Below are 22513 nucleotides of genomic sequence, written 5' to 3'. Positions count from 1 at the left end.
TGTAATAACAATACGTTAATTATTATAACGCTGAGAAATCATTTTTTCTCTGGCCACGCGACAGACGGAGTACCATTCAGACAGGCTTTTGCAAAAAGGTTACCCTGGAAGATCTCAATACCCGCGGATTCAAGCCACATCCACTCTTCGGGTTTTTCGACGCCGACCGCAGAAATCATAATCTCCAGTGAAGCGCAGCATTTGATTATGGCCTGAATGATGGCCTGCCGTGGTCCACTTTTATGCACATCAGTGATGAGTTCGCGGCTTATCTTAATTCGGTCCGGTTGAAAGCGAGACAAAAGCTGAAGCCCGGCAAAACCTGCCCCGAAATGATCTATCGCCACACATATACCCGCTGCCTTGAGTGACTTCACGGCCTGCGCGAACGTATCAAAACGCGAAATAACTTCACTTTCGGTAAACTCTACAATGATTTGTTCAGGCACCAGTCCATGCGCCGCGATTTCGTTTATAAGAAAGCTGACTGCATCGGGTCTGTTTACCAGGGTCATGGGTAACAGATTAACCGACAGCATTTTGTGATTAAGTCCCAGTGCGCTTGCCATTGCAAATGCAGTCTTTTTGCTCTGCAGATCAGCGGTATACACATCTTCAGGTTTGAATTTGTCAAAATACGTTGCGGGCGTTTCACCGTCTTTACCGCGAATAAGGGCTTCCAGCGCAATGACGCGCTGTGACATAGGATCGATAATTGGTTGAAAAGCAAAGCTGAAATCTGTATCTGACGGGAGTGTGCTTTCATCCAGGATGGTACAGGTATTGTCGGTTATAAAACTCCAGTAATCAGGCGCAGGTATTTCAAAATAGCTCGATTTTTCCGTGGCGAGGACAAATGTGCGGAAAAACAGTAATGCTCTGTCATCATACGTGAGCTGAAATTTGGACGTACCCTTATTGAGTACAGCTTGCAGGACGTCATTCCGTTCATGTTTTTGTAAATCAAATAACTCCATCCCTACATTTCCGAATCTTCTCGCAGGCGCGTAATCACACATCAGTTCAACGATATTGTGGTGCCGAGGGTCGTTACAAATACAACGATAGATCTCTTTTACCTGCTCCTCTGGGCCTTCAAGCAGTTGGAAAAAGTGATAGCCGTTAAAGAGTAAGATCCCCGTAACATCTGATCGCCTGTTTTTGATATTTGCGGCTGTCACCATATCCTCAAGCGCTTTGAGAGGGGCGTCTTCACGTAGATGGCTACGGTAAATAATGGTCGTGAGCATGGACAGTCCGGGATCAAGGAAGGAGAAGAGGTCTGGTCAGTATCAGACAAACCAGGTTACGCCCTGATTTTAATACATAATTCTAACTTTGTCTTTACAAGTAAGCGGGCTAATACAGATCAATTTCATTGATAACACAAAGTGATTTGTACAAAGAAATTGGATTTCATATAGATCTGAACTATCGTAACTACATGATTTAATTAATTTAGCATTTTTTGCTAAAAATTAGCGTGCTATGTTGTACACATTTTCGGTACAGCTTTGCTACTGTTATAAAACTTAATATTCACCAGCATTTTGTTACAGGAGCACTCCATGCAGCAGCATACCGTTCGCACTGATTCTGCAAGCGCGATTTCTCGTTACTTTGCTAAAGCGCATCTGCCAACCCAACAGGAAACGTTGGGCGAAATCGTGACTGAGATACTAAAAGATGGGCGCAATCTCAGTCGCAAATCACTGTGTACCAAACTTCTGCACCGTCTTGAAAATGCATCAGGTGAGAATGAACAGAAACATTACAATGCGTTAATCGGCCTGCTTTTCGAATAAAATAAAGCCCTACTATGATTATGGGTAAGTAGTGAAGGAGTTATGAAGAAACCTGACAGTGAACGCTTGAAACATGAAATTACAGGTTTGGCTGTGCTAGAAATTTTGCGAATGCATAAAGACGTTTCGTTAGCTGCACTGATTAAGCAATTGCGGCTTATGCATGCCAGTGAAATGGATGGTACACGTAAACAATTAATTGACAGCGTTATCAATGATTTCACAAATGTTAATCCGGGGAAGATAAGCAGAAAACCGGAAAAAACGAGAGATGAGAGTGCTTTCAGTGCCAGCAAAAACCCTAAATTACATTAAAGATAATTCTCCAGACTATACAAGCGAGGTTACCATGCTTCATGAAATTAATGTCCACAGTGTAATGACGGATAAAGCTTTATCAAGTTACTTCCATAATGCAGGTGAACTATTAGCAGATGAGTCAGTGGTATTGGGGCAGGCGGTAACAAATGTAATTCTGGCAGGTGATAATGTTAATAATAAAAACATCATTTTAAGCCTGATTAGTTCTCTGGAGTCAACAACTGACGTTGTCAAGGCAGACATTATCAGAAAAACCCTGGAAATAGTGTTACGTTATACGGCTGATGACGTCTAATGAGATAGCACATTAATATAAATACACAGCACAATTATTGTATGATGTAAGTTCTGTCGCTTCGCTGTTTGGATTAAGACTATACATAGCATCCTCTTATTTTTATGACTGCATATTATGGAGTTGATATGGCTAATTCAATTCCGGAAGATTTTATTTTCCGCTGCGCTTTGTATAAGGATATAGAGCGTAATGTCATGTTAAAACAGGGTTGTATCAGTAATGATGTTCTTGTTCAGGCATTCAGCACGCAGTTGAAGAATGAGAAGAATGTGATACTGACCGATCTCTATTCACAGATTCTGGCACATCTTCAACTCGATAAAACTTCGCAGCCCGGTGAGGTCAATGGTGATTTTTCGTTGAGGTCATAATGATGAACATCGTGCAGGAACATGCTGGAAACGCAGTTTTATGGATTGATGATATCTTTATCAGGCAAGGGTTAAGGAATATCCTTACAGATATCGTTTTTGAAGATGACAAGGCGCGACTTGTTTTCTTCACCGCTAATCACTTTGACGCGGTAAAAAAGCAAAATTACGATCTGAGTACGTATCGTCTGGTGCTGCTGATTGATGGTCATCTGTATCAGTATCTCAATGATATCTCACTTTACAGACTGCCAGTAGATAGCGATGTTGCCTCAATCAAGCAATTTATTATTGATATTACTCGTGCTGGTGGTAAGCACGAGCATCAATCGGAACTCAATATCTCCTTGACTGCGCGAGATAAATATATTTTAACGCAGCTAGGGGAGGGGCGAACTGTTTTTGAGATATCTGCCATGTTAAATCTACACTTAAAAACCATTTACCAGGCCAGGCAGAATCTGATCAAGAAACTTGGTTGCTCAGGGCTGATTGATTTTCAGGGAATACTGCAAGCGCAAATATTCCGGAACTGGCTGAAGCATGCCTGATCATCGATACGCTAAACTTACCTTCAGCGATTTGTGTACGTTTAAATCAATCGCTCGGGTTATCTCATCGATGATGTCTTCTGTTCTGAAAATAAATTAATGCGCATTATAAGAGGGCGATGATACAGCCTTATCGGGATGCTTATGATTTATTTATAGATTTCAGCAACCCCGTGCGGTTCAGCTCGTTAATAATGCACTCAGGTTCTTCACACAGAGGCATATTGTCTATATCTAAAACGCCATCATTTTTTTGTGGATCATCAGCCTGCAGGTCTGCAAACAGTGGAGTAAGATCCGGCTGTGCTTCGCCTCGTTCGGCCACCAGCTCAAACGTTTTATTTTTTGCCGCCTCGTTAGTCAGGGCACTGACCAGAACCTGGGCGATTTGCTGCCTTGATATCACACCATCTTCTGGTGTTCCTGCATGGCGACGATCCCCCTGGAGCAAAACGATTCTGTGTTCATCATCATTGTTGTAATCAAACCAGCCGGGTCTGACGATGGTATAGGGGTGACCACTCGCTCTGACCAGACGTTCGGCACGTCTTTTCCAGTCATGAACCTCAGTGCGTTGATTCCAGGTACTGAGTAGTTCAGTCACGCCAATCGTGGTCATTAAACCGATGCGTACAGGTGTATCCCTGAAGAGTCGTAAAGTGTTACGCACACCGCCGTAATCTATCGCTCTGGCGCCAATACGCCCCTGGCCATCGGAACCGAGCGTGAAGATGATGGCATCAATATCTTTCGGCAAATCGGTAAGTGTTTCAGGCATTGAAACATCGCCGTAAAAAACATCCGTTCCACGCGGAAGTAATTTTACTTTCCGTTTATTTCTGACCAGCGCCACGGGCTGATGACCCATTTCGATAGCGGTATTCACGACATGAAGACCAATACTTCCGGTCGCGCCTGCAATGAGTATTTTCATGATAAACCTTCTGATAATTCAGACTTATTTTCTCTACAGCCAGAATATCAATTATCATTATTGTCAGTAATAGGGCTAAAATGATTGTGTCTATGAACACCCTTCATGAGTGCGCGATGAAGGGAATGCCACCATAAGGAAATCGCCGATGCTCAAAGAAAACTTCAACGAACTGCAAATCTTTCTGGTGGTGGCAAGGGAGCGAAGTTTTACCAAAGCAGCGGGCAAACTGGGTGTATCTCAGTCTGCACTCAGCCATGCGATGAAGGCGCTGGAGGAAAGGCTCAATATCCGCCTTCTGACCCGTACGACCCGAAGCGTTGCCCCTACAGAGGCCGGTGAGAGAATTATTGCCTGCCTTGAACCGCGTATTGCCGATCTTGAACAGGAGCTGGAATCGCTGGTTCAACTGAACGGCACTGCCTCCGGCAATATCCGCTTATCTGCTGGGGAGCATGCCGCGCGAAGTCTGGTATGGCCAAAGTTAAAACCTTTCCTCAGGGAATATCCGGAAATTAATCTCGAACTGGTGGTTGATAACGGCTTTGTCGATATTGTTGAGGGCCGTTTTGATGCCGGGATCCGCCTGGGCGAAAGCGTGGATAAGGATATGGTTGCTGTAAGAATTGGCCCGGACATGCGCATGGCCGTGGTGGGAGCACCGTCTTACTTCGCGGCAAACCCTGCACCTGAAACGCCGCACGAGCTACAAAATCATCGGTGCATCAATATGCGCCTGCCGACTGCCGGTGGGCTTTATCACTGGGAGTTTGAGAAGGAAGGGAAACCGTTACGGGTCAGAGTGGAAGGGCAGGTAACGTTTAATCAGCAGGCAGAAAGGATTGATGCTGCTTTATCCGGTTTTGGCATTGCCTGTATGCCTGAAGACAGGGTGCAGGATTATATCAAGTCAGGAGAGCTTATTCAGGTTCTGCAGGACTGGTGTCCATCTTTTCCCGGCTATTATCTCTACTACCCGAGCCGTAAGCAGCACCCGCCCGCATTTGCGCTGATGATCGATGCACTTCGCTACGCCTAATAACGGGTCCGTAGACCCGTTCGGATATTAACGGCCTACGCGGGCCTGGTGCTCAGGAGAGTAACGTTCACCGACGATGTTAATCGTTTCCAGTGCCTGGGTTATCTGCTGCGTATCCTTCTGCGAAAGAATGATGTCGGCAGCCCCCAGGTTTTCCTCCAGCCGGTGTAGTTTGGTGGTACCAGGGATAGGAACAATCCACGGCTTTTGTGCCAGCAGCCATGCCAGCGCGATTTGCGCAGACGTCACACCTTTCTCTGCCGCCAGTTCACCCAGCAAGGTGACCAGCTTTTCATTGGCTTCAATCGCCTGCTCGGCGAAACGCGGCACGGTGCTACGATAATCATCCTTGCCAAAAGTGGTTCCTGGCTTAATCGATCCCGTCAGGAAGCCTTTGCCTAATGGGCTGAAGGGAATGAAACCAATACCCAGTTCCTCCAGTAACGGCAGGATTTCCTGCTCAGGTTCGCGCCACCACAGAGAGTATTCGCTTTGCAGCGCAGTGACCGGTTGTACGGCATGTGCACGACGAATGGTTTGTGCGCCCGCTTCGGACAGACCGAAATGTTTGACTTTGCCTTCCGCTATCAGGTCTTTCACCGTTCCCGCAACATCTTCAATCGGGACACCCGGGTCGACACGGTGTTGATACAGCAGATCAATGACATCAGTCTTAAGGCGGCGTAATGATCCTTCCACAGCTTCACGGATATGCTCTGGACGGCTGTTTAAAATCTGCTGCTTGTTGTCCGTGCCGAAGGTAAAACCAAACTTGGTGGCAATAACCACACGGTCACGAAACGGTTTTAAGGCTTCGCCTACAACCTCTTCATTAAGAAAGGGGCCATACACTTCAGCGGTATCGAAGAAGGTGACGCCACGTTCAACCGCAGCGCGAATAAGCTCGATAGCCTGACGGGTATCGGTCGCCGGACCGTAGCCGTGGCTTAAGCCCATGCAGCCGAGCCCAAGCGCGGATACTTCGAGTCGGGATTTACCCAGATAACGTTTTTGCATTGAATGAATACCTCTTTTATCGCGACTTAAACATCAAGTTTGCGGCCGGTCAGCCATTCCACCATCGCCGGGTCGCGGTGAGAGAAGAAGGCGCTGGTTGCAGTGTCGAGGGCAGCAATCTGCAGCATATCTTCAGAACTGAGTTCAAAATCGAGAATGTTAATGTTCTCTGCCATGCGTTCTTTGCGCACCGATTTCGCCAGTGAAATGATGCCTCGCTGGAAGATCCAACGCAGAACAACCTGGCCCACGCTTTTGCCGTACTTCTGACCAATTGCCGTTAACACGGGATGCTGGAACAAACCATTTTTCCCTTCAGCAAACGGAGCCCAGGCTTCCGGCTGAATGCCACGGCTTTGATTCCAGGGAACGGCATGCAGCTGCTGGTTGAAGGGGTTAACTTCAATCTGGTTTACCGCAGGGGCAACGTTGTTGAAGGCGATAAGGTCGGCCAGTCTGTCAGGATGGAAGTTGCTGACGCCAATAGCGCGAATTTTTCCTGCCTGTTGCAATTCTTCCATGGCACGCCATGCCCCATGAACATCACCGTAAGGCTGGTGAATCAGATACAGGTCAACATAATCAAGTTGCAGACGATTCAGGGAGCGTTCGAACTGGGCTTTAGCGCCTTCGTAATGAGTATCCTGCAGCCACAACTTGGTCGTAACAAAGAGTTCGTTACGGGCGATACCACTTTGTTTCAGAGCGTTCCCGACCTGGGTTTCATTCTGGTAAGACGCGGCGGTATCGATCAGGCGGTATCCCGTATCGATGGCATCAATAACGGCTCTTTCGCATTCAGCGGCATCAGACATTTGAAACACACCAAAGCCCAGCAGGGGCATTTCAATACCGTTGTTCAGTTTTACAGTTTGCATGACGTTATCCTTTGGCTGTTGTCGAGGAAAAGCATAACGCAAAGTTATTTATTCGATTAGATGGGGTAATTAGCTAGGGTTTATTAGATGTGTTCATTAATTTTGTGGCGTGCTGACGGTCAACTTTTTGTCAGAAGCGGCTGTTGCTAACTCCCCACGATAATAATCGTTGGGGTTCTTCTCAAGCACAGAGCGTTGAACTTTTTTGTTAATGCCTGAGCGATAGTGCTTTTCCCACTTCCTGGCAGGAAGCTGAGGATGATTAGCATAGTTTGGCTGTGAAATGATGAAATCCAAAAGTATTAAAACACACTACACCCTGACTTGGGGGAATTTGCGGCTCTATTACTACAAGTGATATGACAAGCGTCGAAAAGTGTTACTGCCAGCGTTACTCGTGGCGACCTCTGGGTCTGCCCGCTTAGCCGTTCTATGCCAAAATCGGATGTAGTTGGTATTGTTAATAAGTTAACAAGTTATTAATTCATCAAAAAATATACATTACCGTAACAAGGAATATATTTTTAACTGCTCAACACTCCCCTATAAATATTAAACACATGCTTGTTTGCATCTATATTTGGTTGAAAGTCATGTTGTCGTATGTTTATTTAACTCGTTACAGCTGGAGTTAGGAATATTGATTAGAAGAAAATACTGGAGGTGATAGCAAAACGGTTAATAATTGTTCTGTGAAAAGTATAAATCAGTGATAAAAATCACAAAACAATCTTAAATTCGGCTAATTGTCCTGTAATCTATATTATCTCCACTAAATGAATCGCACAAAACCTGAGCGTTTTTTAAAAAATATGACAAAGAATTGTAAACTGCCTCTATCCGAGACCATAGCTCTTGGGGGGATGACGCTGGCTCTTTTTCTTGGTGCTGGCAATATTATATTCCCGCCGCTGGTCGGCATGCAGGCGGGCGCAAACGCCTTTAATGCAGGCTTTGGCTTTATCATCACAGCGGTTCTGTTCCCGGCACTGGCGATTATTTCCCTTGCCATTAATGGCGGTGATATCGCGGAATTAACGAAACCCTTAGGCAAATGGCCGAGCCTGATTTTTATTGGCATTTGCTTTTTAACGCTGGGGGTTTTATTTGGTACGCCACGCACCGCGACGATTAGCTACGAAGTCATCACCGATGGCGCAGCTAGTTCCCTGATGCATAAGATTATATTTTCCGCCGCGTTCTTTGGCCTTGCTGGCGCGACGCTGGCTAAGCCGGGGAAAATGCTGGAAATCGTCGGTTTCTTCCTTTCGCCCATTAAAATTAGTGCCCTGATTTTTATCGGCATATGTGCCTGGTTACATCCGATTGGTGACCTCACGACCGCCACAACCGCATATCAAACTCGCGCGTTCGATACAGGGTTCGTCAACGGTTATCAGACCCTGGATGTGATCAGTGCGCTGTGCTTTGGCGCCATTATCACCCACACGCTTAAACAGCGCGGGATCCACCATCCGCGGGGCATCTTTACCCATTCCATCGCCGCAGCCTTTATCGCCGCGGCAGGTCTGGCCGTGATTTATATCTGCTATCTGTCGATGGGGTCCCACAGCCCGGTGCGGGGCGCAACGAACGGTATGCAGGTGATGAGCGCCTATGTCGAGACTGTTTTTGGCGTTTATGGCCGGGTGTTGTTGGCGGCGATCATTACCCTCGCCTGTCTGGTCACGGCCATTGGTCTGACGACCGGAACGGCGCGCTATTTCAACCAGACGACCGGTGCGTCTTATGGGCTGCTGGTGACGCTCTCCCTGATGGCGTCAGCAGCACTTGCCGTGCTGGGACTGAATTCCCTCACCGCAATGGCGGTTCCCGTGCTGTGCGCCATTTACCCGGCTGCGCTGGTCGTGGTCGCGCTGGGCATCGTTAGAAAATGGACAGACGTGCCGACGAATCTGTATCAGTTGCTTTTCTATAGCGCCCTGGCAGTGGGAATAATGAGCTTGTTTGTAAAATCCTGAATGAACGCTGCGAGTTCGGAAGTTGTCTTTTCAGTTAGCAATTGAACTTCAACTTCCGCTTTTAGCTCGCAGCGAACATACAGCCCAGTTTGATTGTCCGCTAAGTTCTGTGAGTTCAACCGATGGACGCATCACACTTATTGAACCTCTCTGCGGGTGATTCATAGTTTAGTGTTTTTCTCAACCTTTCGTTGAGCTGTCTGGCAACACTATTAAGCCTTTACTGGCTGTGAACCGATAAGTCAGTTCCTTTTGGTAAATATTGTCTGAGCAATCTATTCGTATTTTCATTTTAGCCACATTGCAGGGAGATTGAGGATCACAGAAATAAATCTGAATGTCTGTGGCTACAGTAAATCGGGTGTGGCTGGTCATTTCAGCGCCACGACCCCATGTTAATGTTTTATAAGGCTCAACAGGTAATTCACGAGCTTGTTTGATGAGTGCAGATATAACCGTTATGGTCTTGTTGTTCCTGATTTTGCTCAGCAATTGAGCCTCTTGTCCTGGATAAACAATTACTACGAGATCGCGAATATTTTTCCCTAGGCCTTGAAGTTAAGGATGAAAAATAGAAAGGCCTAACAGGCCGAAATATAACATGCCTGACATTTTGAATGCCATTTATAAAGAAAGTAAGTTTCAGTGGTAGGCGTATTATTTTAAATTCAGCATGTAAAATATAAATAAACTGATGGATATGACATCCCTGGATGATAGTTTGAATATATATTTGGCACGTTTTATGTAGGAGTGGTTAAAACGGCATCGCCAAAAACTCTTTCGCTGAATACTCTGACACTAAAACACCCAGATAACTTTGAGAAGTACTCTTAGCAGTCCTATCAAGATACGAGATCCCGCTCAGAGAGGCTCTTCATTAAATCCAGGTGTTTTATTTTAGATATCTAAAGTGAACTGTAAGCATCCTAGTAAAAAATATTCACTTTTTGACGCTAGTTCTGTTTTTCGCTGTATCTTTTAATTAGAAACATCATCTAACTTTCCCGTCACGGCGCATCGCGCATACTCGCCACGTGAACGTGCGTTATCACTACAATATTTTTGTATTTCTGGTGTAGTTTCTGGTGCTTCTTGCAAATAGCCAAAGATAGTAACCAGTCCCGCGCTTTGACACGCTTCTGCATATGCATAAGTTGCTTTTTCTTCAAAGGTTTTGCGCTGATTTGGATTTTTGAGACCATTAGAGTTGAAATCTTCCAAACGCTTTATAGCATAATTGCAGTCTGCTTGATTAATATCTGCCGCATAAACACTGCTAATCAGCGTCAGAAATAGTAAGCCCAATACACTAATATTTAATTTAAACATCATATATCCTGTTCAGCATTCTTAGTATTTATAATGACGAAAGGTTGCGGCAACTCAGTTATAAAACCTGTATTGAGAAGTATCTCGCAACGCTCCACGATTCTGTTCAGTCACTAACAAAGGGTTTAATATGTCTGGATAGCCAAAATTTATCTGTGGATGAGTTAAAAAATCCGCAACAGTTGTTGCGCTTACAACAGTGCTCACAGGCGGGGTTCCAACTATTTTTAAAGTCACTGATGCTTTGTTTACAATAAATATGAGTATCAGTATTCACAACACACAAAGGTAGATTAAAAACCCGAACATCGATACCATAAAGCTGAAATATTTCAATAGTTTCAGAAAGAATATCTTTATACTCCCATGGATCGATAAACACTGTATCACGATTAAGTTTTGCATATCCCATGTTCTCCATCCCCATCAGAGCGACGTGTTTCACGAAGAACAGGTTACGGGAAATAAATTCAGCCAGCGCAGTCAGATGTTTCACTGTGAGTTTATTCAACACGACACGCAATTCGATACTGATGCCGTGCCTGTAGCAATTTAGTAAGCCGGCCATCGTTTGCTCAAAAGCACCTTCACATTGAACCACATAATCATGTATCTCTGAGGCATGCCCAAAAAGTGGAACTCCAGCGAGTAGTTGATGATTACCCACCAAGGCCAGGCGAGCCGTATAGTGCTCATTACTCAAAAAACGACCGTTGGTTAGCAAATGAATTAACGTCTGCTGGTTTCTGCTTGAGATACCTTCAATAATGCGCAGTAATCCATCGTTAAGCATCGTGGGTTCACCGCCAGTAATACACAGTGATGCAGGGAACAGTTCATCATCAATCAGGCTCAGAGTTTGCAGAATTCTGTGCTCAATAGATCTATGGTTGACCTCTGATTCTGGTTTTGGCGGCTGAGGGCACATAATGCAAAGGTTATTGCAGACTTCAGTTACAAGGAATGCATTGTTCTGCGAGCTGGCACGGAAAAGACGATGAATGCGCCCACGTTCACTTACAGTAATGACGTCGCCATGACTGAATACTTTGTCCTTATCGACAATAATTATCGGTATCTCTTTTTGCGATTTAATAAACTCCAGGCGCGGGTCATCAAAGGTACAAATGATAGCGTAGACATTATGCAAAGGTGGTAAGGGGGCTTGCATGTGTGGTGACAAGTAAAGAATGGCATCGTCCACACTTTCATTCGAATCTGCGACAACTTTACCAAACAGTGGCGTATTCAAGTGCAATGTGCTATATGCCTGTGTAGAAAGAAAAAGCGTATCTTCTGCGTAATGTGTATTCACTTCATACCCCACTGCATCAACAAGCGGCGAGTTTCATTATCACCCTCCGTGAATCTTTTAATGACCATGTTAATAATGCCCCTGTTTTTTACACAGAATTCATCTTTTCCTGGCTGCCCAAAAGTTGACCCTGTCACCTGATATCTGCGAATAGGATCTGCACCGCAATAAGGCGCGAATGCGCAGTCAGAACATACCGGTAGGCAGTCATTTACTCCCGCAGCTGCCAGGTCTTGCATAACAGGACCAAAGAACAGTTCTTCGGGACTATTCTCAAAGATGTTCCCCATTTTGAAATGCTGATCGCCCATTTCTGCCATCATACGGCTTTCATCACTCGGGTAAATATTGCCATCATAGTTGTAGAGTGTTACGCCAAAACCTGAGCCACAAGGAGACTGAAGGTCTACAAATCCCGCAGCCCACGGGGTCATGAGCTTTTTCATGATCAGGCTGGCATAGGATTCACGGAACGTAATACCATTGCGGTTTAGGCAAATAATGTAATCGAGGCATTTCTCATAAAATGCCAGAAACTGAGCAGTGCTATAGCCGACTTTATGAAAATATTTTTGGGCAAATCCATAGGGGTTAAGTTCGCGGATGAAGATACTGCGAAACCCCTGAGCAACATATTCATCGATTATTTCATGTGGCATTTCAAGACTTTGCCTGGTAGTAGTCATCAGTGCGCTTACCCTGTCAAACCCCTTCCTCCGTTTGATTTTATCTAGAGTCGCGACTAATGCGTTCCAGGCACCATTGTTGCCATACCTGCGGTTAGCATCATGTAATTCCTGTGGGCCATCCAGTGAAGTACTAATTGAAAACTGATGTTCAAGCAGAAATTCCAGGTCGTCATCATTCAGTTCGCACAGATTGGTACAAACTACGAACTGAATATCCTTTTTCGTGCCCTTTGACTTAACCAGTGAAACTGCTTGCCGGATCAACGTCATATTTAACGTTGACTCTCCCCCTTGAAACTCCAGGGTTAACTTATCAGATGGCATAGACAGAAATAATTCAATGCTCTTTTCGAGAACGGCCGGACTCATATCATAGCGAGATTGATCAGACTGGCAGGTTTTACGTGATGCCTGACAATATACACAAGAATTATTGCACCTTACTGTTAGGACAAAGATATGCAATTGAGAGAAGTTCTCGAGAAACGCTTTTTTCGTTCTATATCGCGAAGCGAGTAGCGCTATTTGGTTATTATCAATATTCTGACAAACTATATGTTTGGCTTTCAGTTCATACCAAAGCATTGCATCTTCGATTTTTTCTTTTTTTATCAATGTAGAAAGTTGTGGCGGGTTGAGGCAAATCCACTCCCCGTAATCTGTCGAAAGGAAATAGTTTCCACTTTCAAGCAAACTAAATCGGAACGGAAGAAGTTGATATGCCTGGCGGACAAATGTTGAAGGTGCTTGGAATTTAACGCTCATTACTCATCATGTCCTGTATGCTTAACTCAAGGATATTATTGAGGAATGTGTTAATAATGAGCACGCTTTCTGGCTGGTGCTCTGCCTTTACGCTCATTTTCAGGCAAATTTCCTCGTTAGCATCAAACTCTACGCTCATATAGTCCGAAAATTGTCGGGCCATATTACAGATAGATTCTGGAGTGTAAAAATCGGGATCTAGTTTTATTAACATAAGATTACACTGCTGATACAAGAATAGTTAAATCGTCACTCTTATTCTGTACATTGATGAGTGAAGCAGCAGGAGAAAATGCTTTTTTAATGATTTCCTCATGTAAGGAAGATGTTTCCTGCAGAACAATTTGGCGCATCTGATTATCATTAAGTAATTGCAGAAAATGTTTTACAGTATTGCCAATATCATAGGTATTTTCAATTTTGTTATAAAAATAGATTCCCGTGGAATCATTTGTTAATTTTACTGCGTGAATGAAGTAATCATCTGTTAGCGCATAGCAGCTCTTCATTATTGCTTCTGGGCAGTAAAAATCTTTATTCAACGATAGCATAAAGAACTCACCCAACGCATTTCTTCCTTGCACAACATTATCCATCATCATCACCTTCTGAAAGGGCCAGCTTTTAGGCTGGCCTTGTTTATTAGCACGTTGAACCTGGTGTGCATGAGTAGTGGCTGGAATGGCTGGCATGACTGGAGTGGCTGTAATGCGCAGCGAATGCCTGTCCATCTAAAGACGGTTTAGACAGGATTATTGCCGTATTGGTTTGCTGTACGGTGTGATTAATGGTTGCTTGTGACTGAATAGTAGAAATAGGGGGTTCGCTGCCGTTGGATGCCATTGCAGGAGCACTTACTCCGGCAATCACTCCGGCAACTATCCCTGCCACAATTGGCGTAATACTTTTATTCGAAAGTTCGTTTACGGAACCTTTTGCAACTTTTGGCAATGCTTTCATCATTAATCCTTACCAAAGGTGAGAAGACAACAGAATTGTTATCATGAATATAATAAATCACGAATATATTTAATCGACGTGATATTTGTATTTGATATTTGATTTAAATCATATGGAGAGCGATCTGCAATATTTGAGTAAAACTTTTTTATTTTTAATAACATTCGTATACATCCTCTATACAAGTGCTTTTAGATGGGGGATTACTTATGTTATTCATGGTGTTATGATTAAAGATGACCCTTCGATTGGTCTTTAGAGATACACTTACGATTAATTGAATAAGAATAATTATCATGAGCGGGCTTTGTAGAATTAATCGAACTTTGATCCTATCCAAGTAATGTGAACACAGCACTATACGAGGTTCTGGTTTTCAAATTTGTTCCGGGCTAAGGCTGCCGCAGGCATTGTCGTCGCAGCCTTCTTTACACTCATGCTGCCACGCAGAATATGCCGCTTCAGCAGGGCCTGATATTCCGTTGAACAGTACTGACCTCCCCTGTTGATATGGAAAGTGAAATTTTCCGAGCGTTTTTACCGCTACTGCGCCATTTGTAGTGCATCGCAGGCAAGCTGATCCGTCATTTGTGATGACAGTGAGGAACTGATAACCGCGCGGGCTCACAGCTCAATGACCACCGACAGATAAAGCCAGTCTCCATCGATACATAAGTATGTGGTAGCACCAGCCCATTTCTGATTCGGTTCGCTGGAGTAAACATCCTGTTTCAGCAGATTTTCCGATACCCGTAGAGGATACATACAGGCGGAGTTCGTGAGCTGCGGCAGCAACACCGATGCGTTCGGCAAGCTTCAGAGCATCACGGCGAAATTCAGGCGTGTGCTGTTTGCGAGGCTTTTGGTTGTTTATACAGGTTTTGTCATAAGTCACCTCTGGTGGAGAGTTTACTCGCTTGCGGATAGCTAAATTTGTTCACTTTAACAGATATATTAATTTCCGCTCCTCGCTCAAAACAGACCGTCACGCCCCATTTTATTTTTTTGATAAAACTGATGCTTGTATTGAGCCTTCATTAATGAAGGCTCAATACTATCTCTTCCTATTGCAGATCTTTCTCCTTCAGGAATTGACTCACCAAATCAGCAATCTGCACGTTATTCAGATCCGAGAACGGGAAGTGGGTATTGCCTTTGATTCCTTCCTCGGGCAGATGTGTCACAGTGACATCCCCGCCATGCTTATTCACCACGTCACGCCACTCGCGAGCCATTGCCAGACGTACGCGCCAGCTGTCCTGCGCGGGCATGGCGACAGGTTTATCCGGGATGTTATCGCCGTAAATAATCATAATCGGAATTTTAGTCAGTGCCATAAACTGCTCCATCGGCACCGGTTCACCCTTCAGCGTGTCGAACGCGCTTGGCATTGGGGCAGGGAGCTCTTTCTCCGGGAAGACAAAGCTGCTACCAGGCTCGAAGGCGACAATGGCTTTGACCTTGTCATTTTTCATCGCCGTGTACCAGCCTGGTCCGCCACCCTGAGAGTGGGTGAAGAGGATAGCCGGGCCAGATTTATCCACGACGGCGGACATCGCATCAGAGATAACATTGATATCAAACGGCCCGGTATTCGGGGTCATCTGACGGAAATACTGATTCAGGGCTTCTTTGTCGTGAGAAAACTGAACGCCCTGAAAATACTCTGGCCACACGCCAACGCGGAACTGGTTAAACCACATCTGTTCATCCGGTTTAGGCGTAACCGTACCTTCTACCGTCGTGCGCCCGGCGCTGCCCCGACGCGGCTGATCGACCAGATAAGTTGAGAATCCACGACGCAGGAATATGTTCTGGAACCCTTCGCGACCATCCGGCGTGGTTTCCCAGGTGCGGGAGAACTGACCTGCGCCGTGCAGCATGACGATAGGGTATTTATGCGGATTTTCCGGAATTTGGTAGAACACAGATGCATGATCGCCATGCCAGGTTTGACCCGCAGAGTCCAGCGGTGTTTTCGCGTCAAATTTCCCTGGTGCGGTGATGATAGTGCCACCAGCAGAAAAGCTTCCCTGTTCCTGAATGACCAGCGGCTCGGCGTATACCGACTGAGCCACCATGCCACCCGCCATCGCGCAGATGGCCAGCGTTTTTAAGACAGTTTTCAAGATTACATCCTCTGTTATGTTTGCCGTTCAATCATATCTGAGTTGTCAGCGTGAATTATTTAGCACCTTTGATTGCCCTTATTTGGCAGACTCATGAATGCGGAGGATTAGCACCGTATCGTCTCAAACCAACGCCTAACTGTTTGCTAACGCCCGTTGCAGCGCCTGTTCCGCCCGCATAGCCGCATCTTCTTCGCCATTTTCACGAAGAACTTGTGCCAGTTGGCGCAGTTGCGCTGCCGTCAGGCCGACTCGCATGCTGGCTCGCGTATGCGATAACAGCTGAGCTTCAACGCCCGGCGTGGCGGCTAATGCGCCAACCGTTGCCAGCTCGCGGCTTTGCCAGTCGAGGTTATCGCGGGCGAAAATGTCGCCGAACAGATGCGTTTGTAGGAATTGATTAATGACCGGGGCAAAATCAAACAGAGGTCCCTGGACGGGGGCGCCGGAGATTTTAGTCTGGTTTGCGGTACCGACACGGCGAAGCTCATCTCCGACAGGGATGGCGGCGACCGGCTCTTTACCTTCAACGTCTTCAACGCCACGTTGTTTACGTGCTTCGACGACTTTCATCAGTTCATTCAGCGCGTTCAGGCTACGGGGAAATCCCGTATAGGCATAGAGCTGGACGAGAATCTCTTTGGTCTCGTTTATCGTGAGTCCTGCATCAAGCCCCTGATTCAGTGCCGCATTCAGCTTATCCATCTGACTGCTGGCCATTGATGCCGCAATCAACGGGATGGCTTGCTGGCGAGCTGACAGCGTATCTGAAACCGTTTGTTCGTGGTTCATTTCTGAGGCTCCTTTATTGACGGGCGCAGCATGTGCCGTGAGACCCAAACCAAAGGTCAGCAGTACCGCTGCCGTTAATGCCTTAATGGGCGTGGTATTGTTCATCTGTCACTTTCTCCATCCAGTTAACGCTTTTGCCATCCACAATCCCGGTTATCGCCAGGTGCGTCATTGCGCTGCCGGGTGCCGCCCCGTGCCAGTGTTTGACGCCCGCCGGGCAAGAGACAACGTCGCCAGCGCGGATGACCTGCACCGGCTGGCCTTCTTGTTGGGTAAGCCCAACTCCCGAGGTCACAATCAGCCGCTGGCCTGCCGGATGCGTATGCCAGGCGGAACGAGCACCTGGCTCAAAGGTGACATAAGCCCCGGAAACGCTAATTTCGTTATCTGGTTTGAAGAGAGGATCAACCCGGACGCGACCGGTAAAGTTCTCTGCTGCCCCGTACACCGCATTCTGGCTTCCGGCGGTGGCGATATGGACAGCGGGATTTTGCTCCGCCGCCCAGGATGAAAACGTAAAGAGGGGCAGTAACAGCCCGAGGTAACGTAAATGTCTGATCATGCAAAGCGTCCTTATCTACAATGATGGAGAGGGTCTGCAATGATTCTAGGCTGTGTCCCTTAATTGCATAATCTTTTGTAAAACAGTCTGATACAGCCCAGTTTAACCATCGCCAGATAATTCCTCGCCGTTTTGTCATAACGTGTGGCTATGCGACGATATTCTTTCAGGCGACCAAAGCAACGTTCAACAACATTGCGATTACGGTAAGCATCACGATCGAGTTGTGAACGACCATCTGAGGCCATTTTTTCATTGGATTTGCGAGGAATGACGGCTTTTATACCCTTGTTTTTCAGTTCGTTCCGTAACGCATGTCCGGAGTAGGCTTTATCTGCCAGTACGGCATGACCACGTCGCTTCATGCTGCCATTCTGGCGCTGAACACCAATACCGTCCAGCAGACGTTGTGCGAACTGGCTTTCATGGGCTTGTCCGGGGCTCAGCACAATATTTAACGGCAGACCGCTTCCGTCTGTCGCCAGATGGATTTTGGTGCCAAAACCGCCGCGAGAGCGACCCAGCCCATTATCTCCGGCGATATCGGGATGTTTTTTTGAGCCCCGGCTGCACATTTGAGTGCACGGATATTACTGCCATCCAATGCTGTCGCTGACCAGTCAATAAGACTGTTTGTATCAAGTAACGTAAGTAACTTGTTGAAAATCATGTTAATCACTCCTGACTTTGACCACCGGTTAAAACGGTTGTAAACGGTCTTCCATGGACCATATCGTTCAGGCAAATCGCGCCATGGTGCGCCTGAACACAGCACCCAGAACATACCATTGATGACCATACGGTGTTCTGCCCATGGGCGTCCGGCCCGTGGTGTTGCTGGTTCAGCAGGTAATAAGGGCTGGATGAGAGCCCATGCATCATCGGGAAGGTCGTAACGAGCCATAGTTCAATGTGTTGTGGAAACAGGCAGTTACTATAGCTCAGGTGATTAAGGGACACAGCCTAATCAGGGGGAGATGTCGTCAGACTGACGCCAGCCTGACAATTCTGTCAGTTAACCCTTATTATGGTGACGCTGCTTTGTCTTTTCTAAAAATAAGGCACCAAAGCGAAAACCGTGTCATTAATGAAAATAAAACAATGATGGCCAGGTAGCGTAGATAAAAAAGTAGGGCAGATTCATCGTAATCGAAAAAGGAGAAATCGACCTTTATCAACAAATAATCGAGATAGTCCTGGTTCAGTAATTCGTACAATCCCAGTAGTGCGATTAGCGAAAAAACTCCTGGCATCATGACATTTGCAAAGAATGAATTGCTGGAGATGTTCAGGACCCGGCAGAAAAAAGTCGCCAGCATTTTCCAGTGCAACCCGATATGCAGCGCCAGAATGAGCATTCCCCAGTGGACCGACGTCATGTGTACTTTCCTGATCCAGCTCGCCGGGTTGTGGAACGCCAGGTCCAGAAGGATATGTCGGGACAGCATCATGCCCGATACAATCGCGGTCAGAATGACAACGAATGTCACTGCATTAATGATTCTGTTAACTACCAGCATGGTTAACGGAATATTGGGCGACAGTGACCACAAGCGATGCCGGTTAAGATATAAATGCAGCATGATGAGCAGCGTAAAAATAATACCCGCCCATTCATGCACGATTTCACCGTGAAGGTGAAATCCCATCAATACCAACAGAAGTAACGTCATCAGCGCATCCTGCATGACCTGGAAAATATAAATTTTCTTCATGTCGAGGGATTAACGCTGTGGCTGGACTTGTTTTACCCATTGCTCAACCTGCGCGGGTACGTCAGGAGCTGAAATATCGTTGCGCGAGATCGCGAGCGCACGAGTGACTAATTTGGCCTGTGGCTGCATGCGAGCAATTTCTCGCAGGGAGTCGGCTAACCTGCTGCCACCATGGGTGGTAAAGGGAACGACCGTTTTGCCTGCAAAGTCATTTTGCTCAAAGAGGCTGTATATCACCATTGGCATGGTATACCACCAGATGGGGTAGCCGACGTAAATGGTGTCGTAATCGCTCAGGTCAGGGAGCGGCGTTTTTAGCGAGGGTCTGGCTTTCGTTTGCTGTTCCTTTTCGGCAACGCGCAAAAGTGCATCATGCTGGCGAGGGTAGGGAGTGGCGGTTTCAATGCGAAACAGGTCGCCGTGAGTCTGCTTCTGAATCAGTTGCGCAATAAACTGCGTGCTGCCGGTCTCTGGCGTATTTTTTTGTAATACGCTGGCCCCGGAAAAACCATCCACGGCACCAGCTTTCATCTCCTCTGGTTGTGAAAAGTAGATAATCAGCGTGCGGGCGTGTGCGGATGAATCCTCTGATGCGAACGCGGGCTGCCCCAGAAGCCCCATGACCATCATCGCCAGAAACCCGCTAAATACCTTTTTCATTCTCACTGTTTCATTCCTTCAATCAGCCGTGGTGAGTATCAGCAGTGATTCTGGCGCAGATAGCCTGACATCAGACTGACGACTCTCTGACAATTTTGTCAGAAGGCTTTGCGCGCGGAGATCCCGATTTTGTCTCTGAAATAAGTCTCCCGGTTCGGATAGCGTCAGGCTGTTTAGCAAACGTCAGGCCAAAGGTATTGATACCGTTCTCGCTACGGGCAAAGACATCTCCCCGGTGCATAATGGCGACGGCACGGACAATCGACAGGCCCAGCCCATGATGGGTATCACTCCTGGCTCGGGAGGTGTCAACACGATAGAACCGTTCGAAAAGCCGGTGTAAGTGCTCTGGCGCTATCGGATCGCCAGGGTTAGAAACGTCTACACAAGCTTGATTGCCTTTTTCGCTTAAGCGCACCGTAACCGTGCTATTGGAGGGGGAATGCCTGGCGCTATTTTCCAGCAAATTAGCCAGTGAACGGTGAAACAGCCGCCTGTCGATATGCGCCGTGACGTCGCCCTGAACCTCCAGCGAAAGCTGTTTTTCAGCAAAAGAGGGTTCAACATATTCCGCTGTTTTCAGGGTTTCTTCGCGCAGGGAGACTTGCGTAAGCTGGGAAGCATGTTCACCCGCGTGCGCATGAGACAGGAACAGCATGTCGTTAACTATCGACGTCATGCGTTCAAGCTCCTCCAGGTTTGAACCCAATAACTCTTCCAGTTCATCATGTGAACGTCGGCGTGATAGCCCGAGTTGCGTCTGGCCGATCAGGTTAGTCAGCGGGGTACGAAGTTCATGCGCAACATCGGCATTAAAGCTCTCGAGCTGTCGCCAGGCGATTTCCTGACGCTCTAACACACCGTTAAATGATGATGCCAGTTGCTGCAGTTCTTCGGGCAACGCGCAGGTATTCAGGCGCTGGCCATGGTCACCTGGTGCAAGGTGTTGTGCCTGCTGACTGAGCATGCCCACCGGACGCAGGCCAATCCGTGAAACAACGTATCCCAGTAAGGCGACAATCAATACGCCCAGCGCGACAATAATCAGCAGCGTTCGTGTGAACGCATCGAGTGTGCCCATATACGGCGTAGAGTCGATGGCAACCACATAGCGCAGCTCAGGCCTTTCACCGTTGGCGGGGATGGTTTTCACTAACAGGAACAGTGAGCATGCACCTTCCGATGCGCCGGGCACTTTATTAAATCCCTCCTGCAAAGAAGACCACTGAACGCCCACCGGTGGTATTCCCCCCATGCTAAAGCGCGGGTTATCGCTCACTATCCAGTAACGAACGCGCTCACCTTCAGAATTGGTTAGCAGAGTAAATTTATTAGCCAACGTCGACCAGCCGTCAGCCGAGGTTCGTGCGGCGATCCACGGACTCATTAATGATTCCCGGAACAGCAGCTCGTTGTGCATCTGCTTTTGCAAAGAGTCATGTAAGGAGCTTCTGAGCAGGATACCGATAATAGACACAATCAGCAGCGCGGATAAGGCAAACATCAGCGCCAGGTGAACGGAGATGGAACGTTTAGGCATGCTGAGCCTCTTCATTTATTCCGACCGGACTTCGAGGACATACCCCATGCCACGAACGGTATGTAACAGTTTGACGTCGAACGGGGCATCCACTTTGGCTCGCAGACGTTTAATGGCGACTTCAACCACATTGGCATCGCTGTCAAAATTCATGTCCCATATCTGCTCGGCAATCATCATCTTTGACAGAATCTCCCCCTGATGGCGGGCCAGAAGACTCAACAGGGAAAACTCTTTTGCGGTCAACTCCAGTCGCGTTCCGGCGCGAAATACGCGGCGGGCCAGCAGGTCGAGATGCAGATCGTGAATTTGCAGTTGGGTGATGTCTGCGCCATCCGTAGCTCGGCGACGCACCAGTGCCTGAATACGCGCCACTAGTTCGATAAGAGAGAAGGGCTTGGGGAGATAATCATCCGCGCCAAGCCGAAGACCTTTGACGCGCTCGTCGACCGAACCGCGGGCCGAGAGCATCAGTACCGGCGTTTGTTTGACGGCTCGCAGCCCCTCGAGTACCCGGTAGCCATCCATCCCCGGCAGCATCACATCAAGGATTATCGCGTCGTAGTCAAGCTCCAGTGCGTAATGAAGACCTTCAGCGCCATCTGCAGAGACATCTACCGTAAATCCCGATTCACTCAACGCACGGTTGAGATAGGTTGACGTTTTTTCTTCATCTTCGACTAGCAACAGGCGCATAACGGGATTTCCTCTTAACTGTTCAATCGGGCTTATTCTGCCTCTTGATTGCCAACATAAAGCTGACGCTTACCTGACAGCATTGTCAGAAACATGAAGCCATCTCAGCCTGCTTGCTGACAAAAATGTTATTTTCCTGTCACGATGCTGACAGGCCTCTCT

At 47.0% G+C, this 22513-nt stretch carries 24 protein-coding genes and 2 pseudogenes; 7 read left to right on the top strand and 19 right to left on the bottom strand.

The window, feature by feature from the left end:
• Positions 1–38 precede the first annotated feature (38 nt).
• On the bottom strand, positions 39–1250 hold the full coding sequence (locus WC7_RS12580) for a diguanylate phosphodiesterase (protein WP_016153346.1): 1212 nt from the start codon (positions 1248–1250) through the stop codon (positions 39–41).
• A 318-nt stretch (positions 1251–1568) separates the two neighbouring features.
• Here WC7_RS12580 and ycgZ point away from each other — a divergent pair, with 318 nt between their 5' ends.
• The 5 genes from ycgZ to WC7_RS12605 all read left to right on the top strand — a co-directional run bounded on the left by ycgZ (position 1569) and on the right by WC7_RS12605 (position 3346).
• Positions 1569–1805 (top strand): regulatory protein YcgZ, encoded by a 237-nt coding sequence (gene ycgZ, locus WC7_RS12585; protein WP_016153345.1) that lies wholly within the window; start codon positions 1569–1571, stop codon positions 1803–1805.
• Between the two features lie 42 nt (positions 1806–1847).
• Positions 1848–2120 (top strand): hypothetical protein, encoded by a 273-nt coding sequence (locus WC7_RS12590; protein WP_016153344.1) that lies wholly within the window; start codon positions 1848–1850, stop codon positions 2118–2120.
• Between the two features lie 34 nt (positions 2121–2154).
• On the top strand, positions 2155–2421 hold the full coding sequence (locus tag WC7_RS12595) for a biofilm development regulator YmgB/AriR family protein (protein ID WP_016153343.1): 267 nt from the start codon (positions 2155–2157) through the stop codon (positions 2419–2421).
• Between the two features lie 128 nt (positions 2422–2549).
• Positions 2550–2795, top strand: a complete 246-nt coding sequence (locus tag WC7_RS12600) for a hypothetical protein (RefSeq protein WP_016153342.1) — start codon at positions 2550–2552, stop codon at positions 2793–2795.
• Positions 2795–3346 carry a LuxR C-terminal-related transcriptional regulator gene (locus WC7_RS12605; RefSeq protein WP_016153341.1) on the top strand — a complete coding sequence of 184 codons (552 nt, stop codon included), beginning with the start codon at positions 2795–2797 and terminating at the stop codon, positions 3344–3346. Before WC7_RS12600 ends, WC7_RS12605 begins: the two co-directional genes overlap by 1 nt.
• Positions 3347–3488: 142 nt before the next feature.
• Here the strand turns inward: WC7_RS12605 and WC7_RS12610 are convergent, their stop codons facing one another.
• Positions 3489–4280 carry an SDR family oxidoreductase gene (locus WC7_RS12610; RefSeq protein ID WP_016153340.1) on the bottom strand — a complete coding sequence of 264 codons (792 nt, stop codon included), beginning with the start codon at positions 4278–4280 and terminating at the stop codon, positions 3489–3491.
• Positions 4281–4428: 148 nt separating this feature from the next.
• On the opposite strand from WC7_RS12610, the gene WC7_RS12615 reads away from it, so the two are divergent.
• Entirely contained in the window at positions 4429–5319 is an 891-nt protein-coding gene (locus WC7_RS12615; RefSeq protein ID WP_016153339.1) for a LysR family transcriptional regulator, read from the top strand.
• 27 nt (positions 5320–5346) lie between these two features.
• On the opposite strand, the gene WC7_RS12620 is transcribed toward WC7_RS12615, so the two are convergent.
• Both WC7_RS12620 and WC7_RS12625 read right to left on the bottom strand, forming a co-directional pair.
• Entirely contained in the window at positions 5347–6336 is a 990-nt protein-coding gene (locus WC7_RS12620; RefSeq protein WP_016153338.1) for an aldo/keto reductase, read from the bottom strand.
• 26 nt (positions 6337–6362) lie between these two features.
• Positions 6363–7214, bottom strand: coding sequence for an aldo/keto reductase (locus WC7_RS12625; protein WP_016153337.1), 852 nt, complete (start codon positions 7212–7214; stop codon positions 6363–6365).
• Positions 7215–7990: 776 nt separating this feature from the next.
• Between WC7_RS12625 and brnQ the strand changes: the two genes are divergently transcribed.
• Positions 7991–9196: a branched-chain amino acid transport system II carrier protein gene (gene brnQ / locus WC7_RS12630; RefSeq protein WP_016153336.1), complete on the top strand. Its 1206-nt coding sequence runs from the start codon at positions 7991–7993 to the stop codon at positions 9194–9196.
• Between the two features lie 115 nt (positions 9197–9311).
• Here brnQ and WC7_RS25585 read toward each other — a convergent pair.
• The 15 genes and pseudogenes from WC7_RS25585 to WC7_RS12695 form a co-directional block, all read right to left on the bottom strand.
• A pseudogene (locus tag WC7_RS25585) lies at positions 9312–9685 on the bottom strand (IS30 family transposase); the annotation flags it as partial.
• A 492-nt stretch (positions 9686–10177) separates the two neighbouring features.
• Positions 10178–10531, bottom strand: a complete 354-nt coding sequence (locus tag WC7_RS12635) for a hypothetical protein (RefSeq protein ID WP_131346163.1) — start codon at positions 10529–10531, stop codon at positions 10178–10180.
• Positions 10532–10634: 103 nt separating this feature from the next.
• The gene (gene hxsC, locus WC7_RS12640) at positions 10635–11843 is read right to left on the bottom strand and encodes a His-Xaa-Ser system radical SAM maturase HxsC (protein ID WP_016153334.1); all 1209 of its coding nucleotides are present in this window, start codon (positions 11841–11843) and stop codon (positions 10635–10637) included.
• Entirely contained in the window at positions 11840–13297 is a 1458-nt protein-coding gene (hxsB, locus tag WC7_RS12645) for a His-Xaa-Ser system radical SAM maturase HxsB (RefSeq protein WP_016153333.1), read from the bottom strand. The genes hxsC and hxsB overlap by 4 nt, the downstream gene beginning before the upstream one ends.
• A 218-nt stretch (positions 13298–13515) precedes the next feature.
• Positions 13516–13989, bottom strand: coding sequence for a His-Xaa-Ser system protein HxsD (hxsD, locus tag WC7_RS12655; RefSeq protein ID WP_032947106.1), 474 nt, complete (start codon positions 13987–13989; stop codon positions 13516–13518).
• Positions 13940–14260, bottom strand: coding sequence for a hypothetical protein (locus tag WC7_RS26710; protein ID WP_131346154.1), 321 nt, complete (start codon positions 14258–14260; stop codon positions 13940–13942). Before WC7_RS26710 ends, hxsD begins: the two co-directional genes overlap by 50 nt.
• A gap of 400 nt (positions 14261–14660) precedes the next feature.
• Positions 14661–15013: pseudogene (locus WC7_RS27135) on the bottom strand (DDE-type integrase/transposase/recombinase); the annotation flags it as partial.
• 308 nt (positions 15014–15321) lie between these two features.
• Positions 15322–16386 carry an alpha/beta hydrolase gene (locus WC7_RS12660; protein ID WP_016153329.1) on the bottom strand — a complete coding sequence of 355 codons (1065 nt, stop codon included), beginning with the start codon at positions 16384–16386 and terminating at the stop codon, positions 15322–15324.
• A 135-nt stretch (positions 16387–16521) separates the two neighbouring features.
• The gene (locus WC7_RS12665; RefSeq protein WP_016153328.1) at positions 16522–17283 is read right to left on the bottom strand and encodes a carboxymuconolactone decarboxylase family protein; all 762 of its coding nucleotides are present in this window, start codon (positions 17281–17283) and stop codon (positions 16522–16524) included.
• Entirely contained in the window at positions 17261–17740 is a 480-nt protein-coding gene (locus tag WC7_RS12670; RefSeq protein ID WP_016153327.1) for a (R)-mandelonitrile lyase, read from the bottom strand. Before WC7_RS12670 ends, WC7_RS12665 begins: the two co-directional genes overlap by 23 nt.
• A gap of 59 nt (positions 17741–17799) precedes the next feature.
• A protein-coding gene (locus tag WC7_RS26365) for an IS5 family transposase (RefSeq protein ID WP_100245687.1) occupies positions 17800–18644 on the bottom strand; the annotation gives its coding sequence in 2 pieces (ribosomal slippage) (positions 17800–18299 and positions 18299–18644; 846 coding nt in all).
• Positions 18645–18765: 121 nt separating this feature from the next.
• Entirely contained in the window at positions 18766–19413 is a 648-nt protein-coding gene (locus tag WC7_RS12680) for a DUF4405 domain-containing protein (protein WP_016153326.1), read from the bottom strand.
• Between the two features lie 51 nt (positions 19414–19464).
• Positions 19465–20115: a flavodoxin gene (locus tag WC7_RS12685; protein WP_032947104.1), complete on the bottom strand. Its 651-nt coding sequence runs from the start codon at positions 20113–20115 to the stop codon at positions 19465–19467.
• Between the two features lie 70 nt (positions 20116–20185).
• Positions 20186–21655, bottom strand: a complete 1470-nt coding sequence (locus WC7_RS12690) for a heavy metal sensor histidine kinase (protein ID WP_016153324.1) — start codon at positions 21653–21655, stop codon at positions 20186–20188.
• Positions 21656–21670: 15 nt separating this feature from the next.
• Positions 21671–22351 carry a heavy metal response regulator transcription factor gene (locus tag WC7_RS12695; RefSeq protein WP_016153323.1) on the bottom strand — a complete coding sequence of 227 codons (681 nt, stop codon included), beginning with the start codon at positions 22349–22351 and terminating at the stop codon, positions 21671–21673.
• Positions 22352–22513: the final 162 nt, after the last annotated feature.

The organism is Citrobacter sp. KTE151, from assembly GCF_000398845.1.
In the GTDB taxonomy this organism is placed as follows: Bacteria; Pseudomonadota; Gammaproteobacteria; order Enterobacterales; family Enterobacteriaceae; genus Citrobacter; species Citrobacter braakii.
This window is presented reverse-complemented; position numbering and strand designations above follow the sequence as displayed.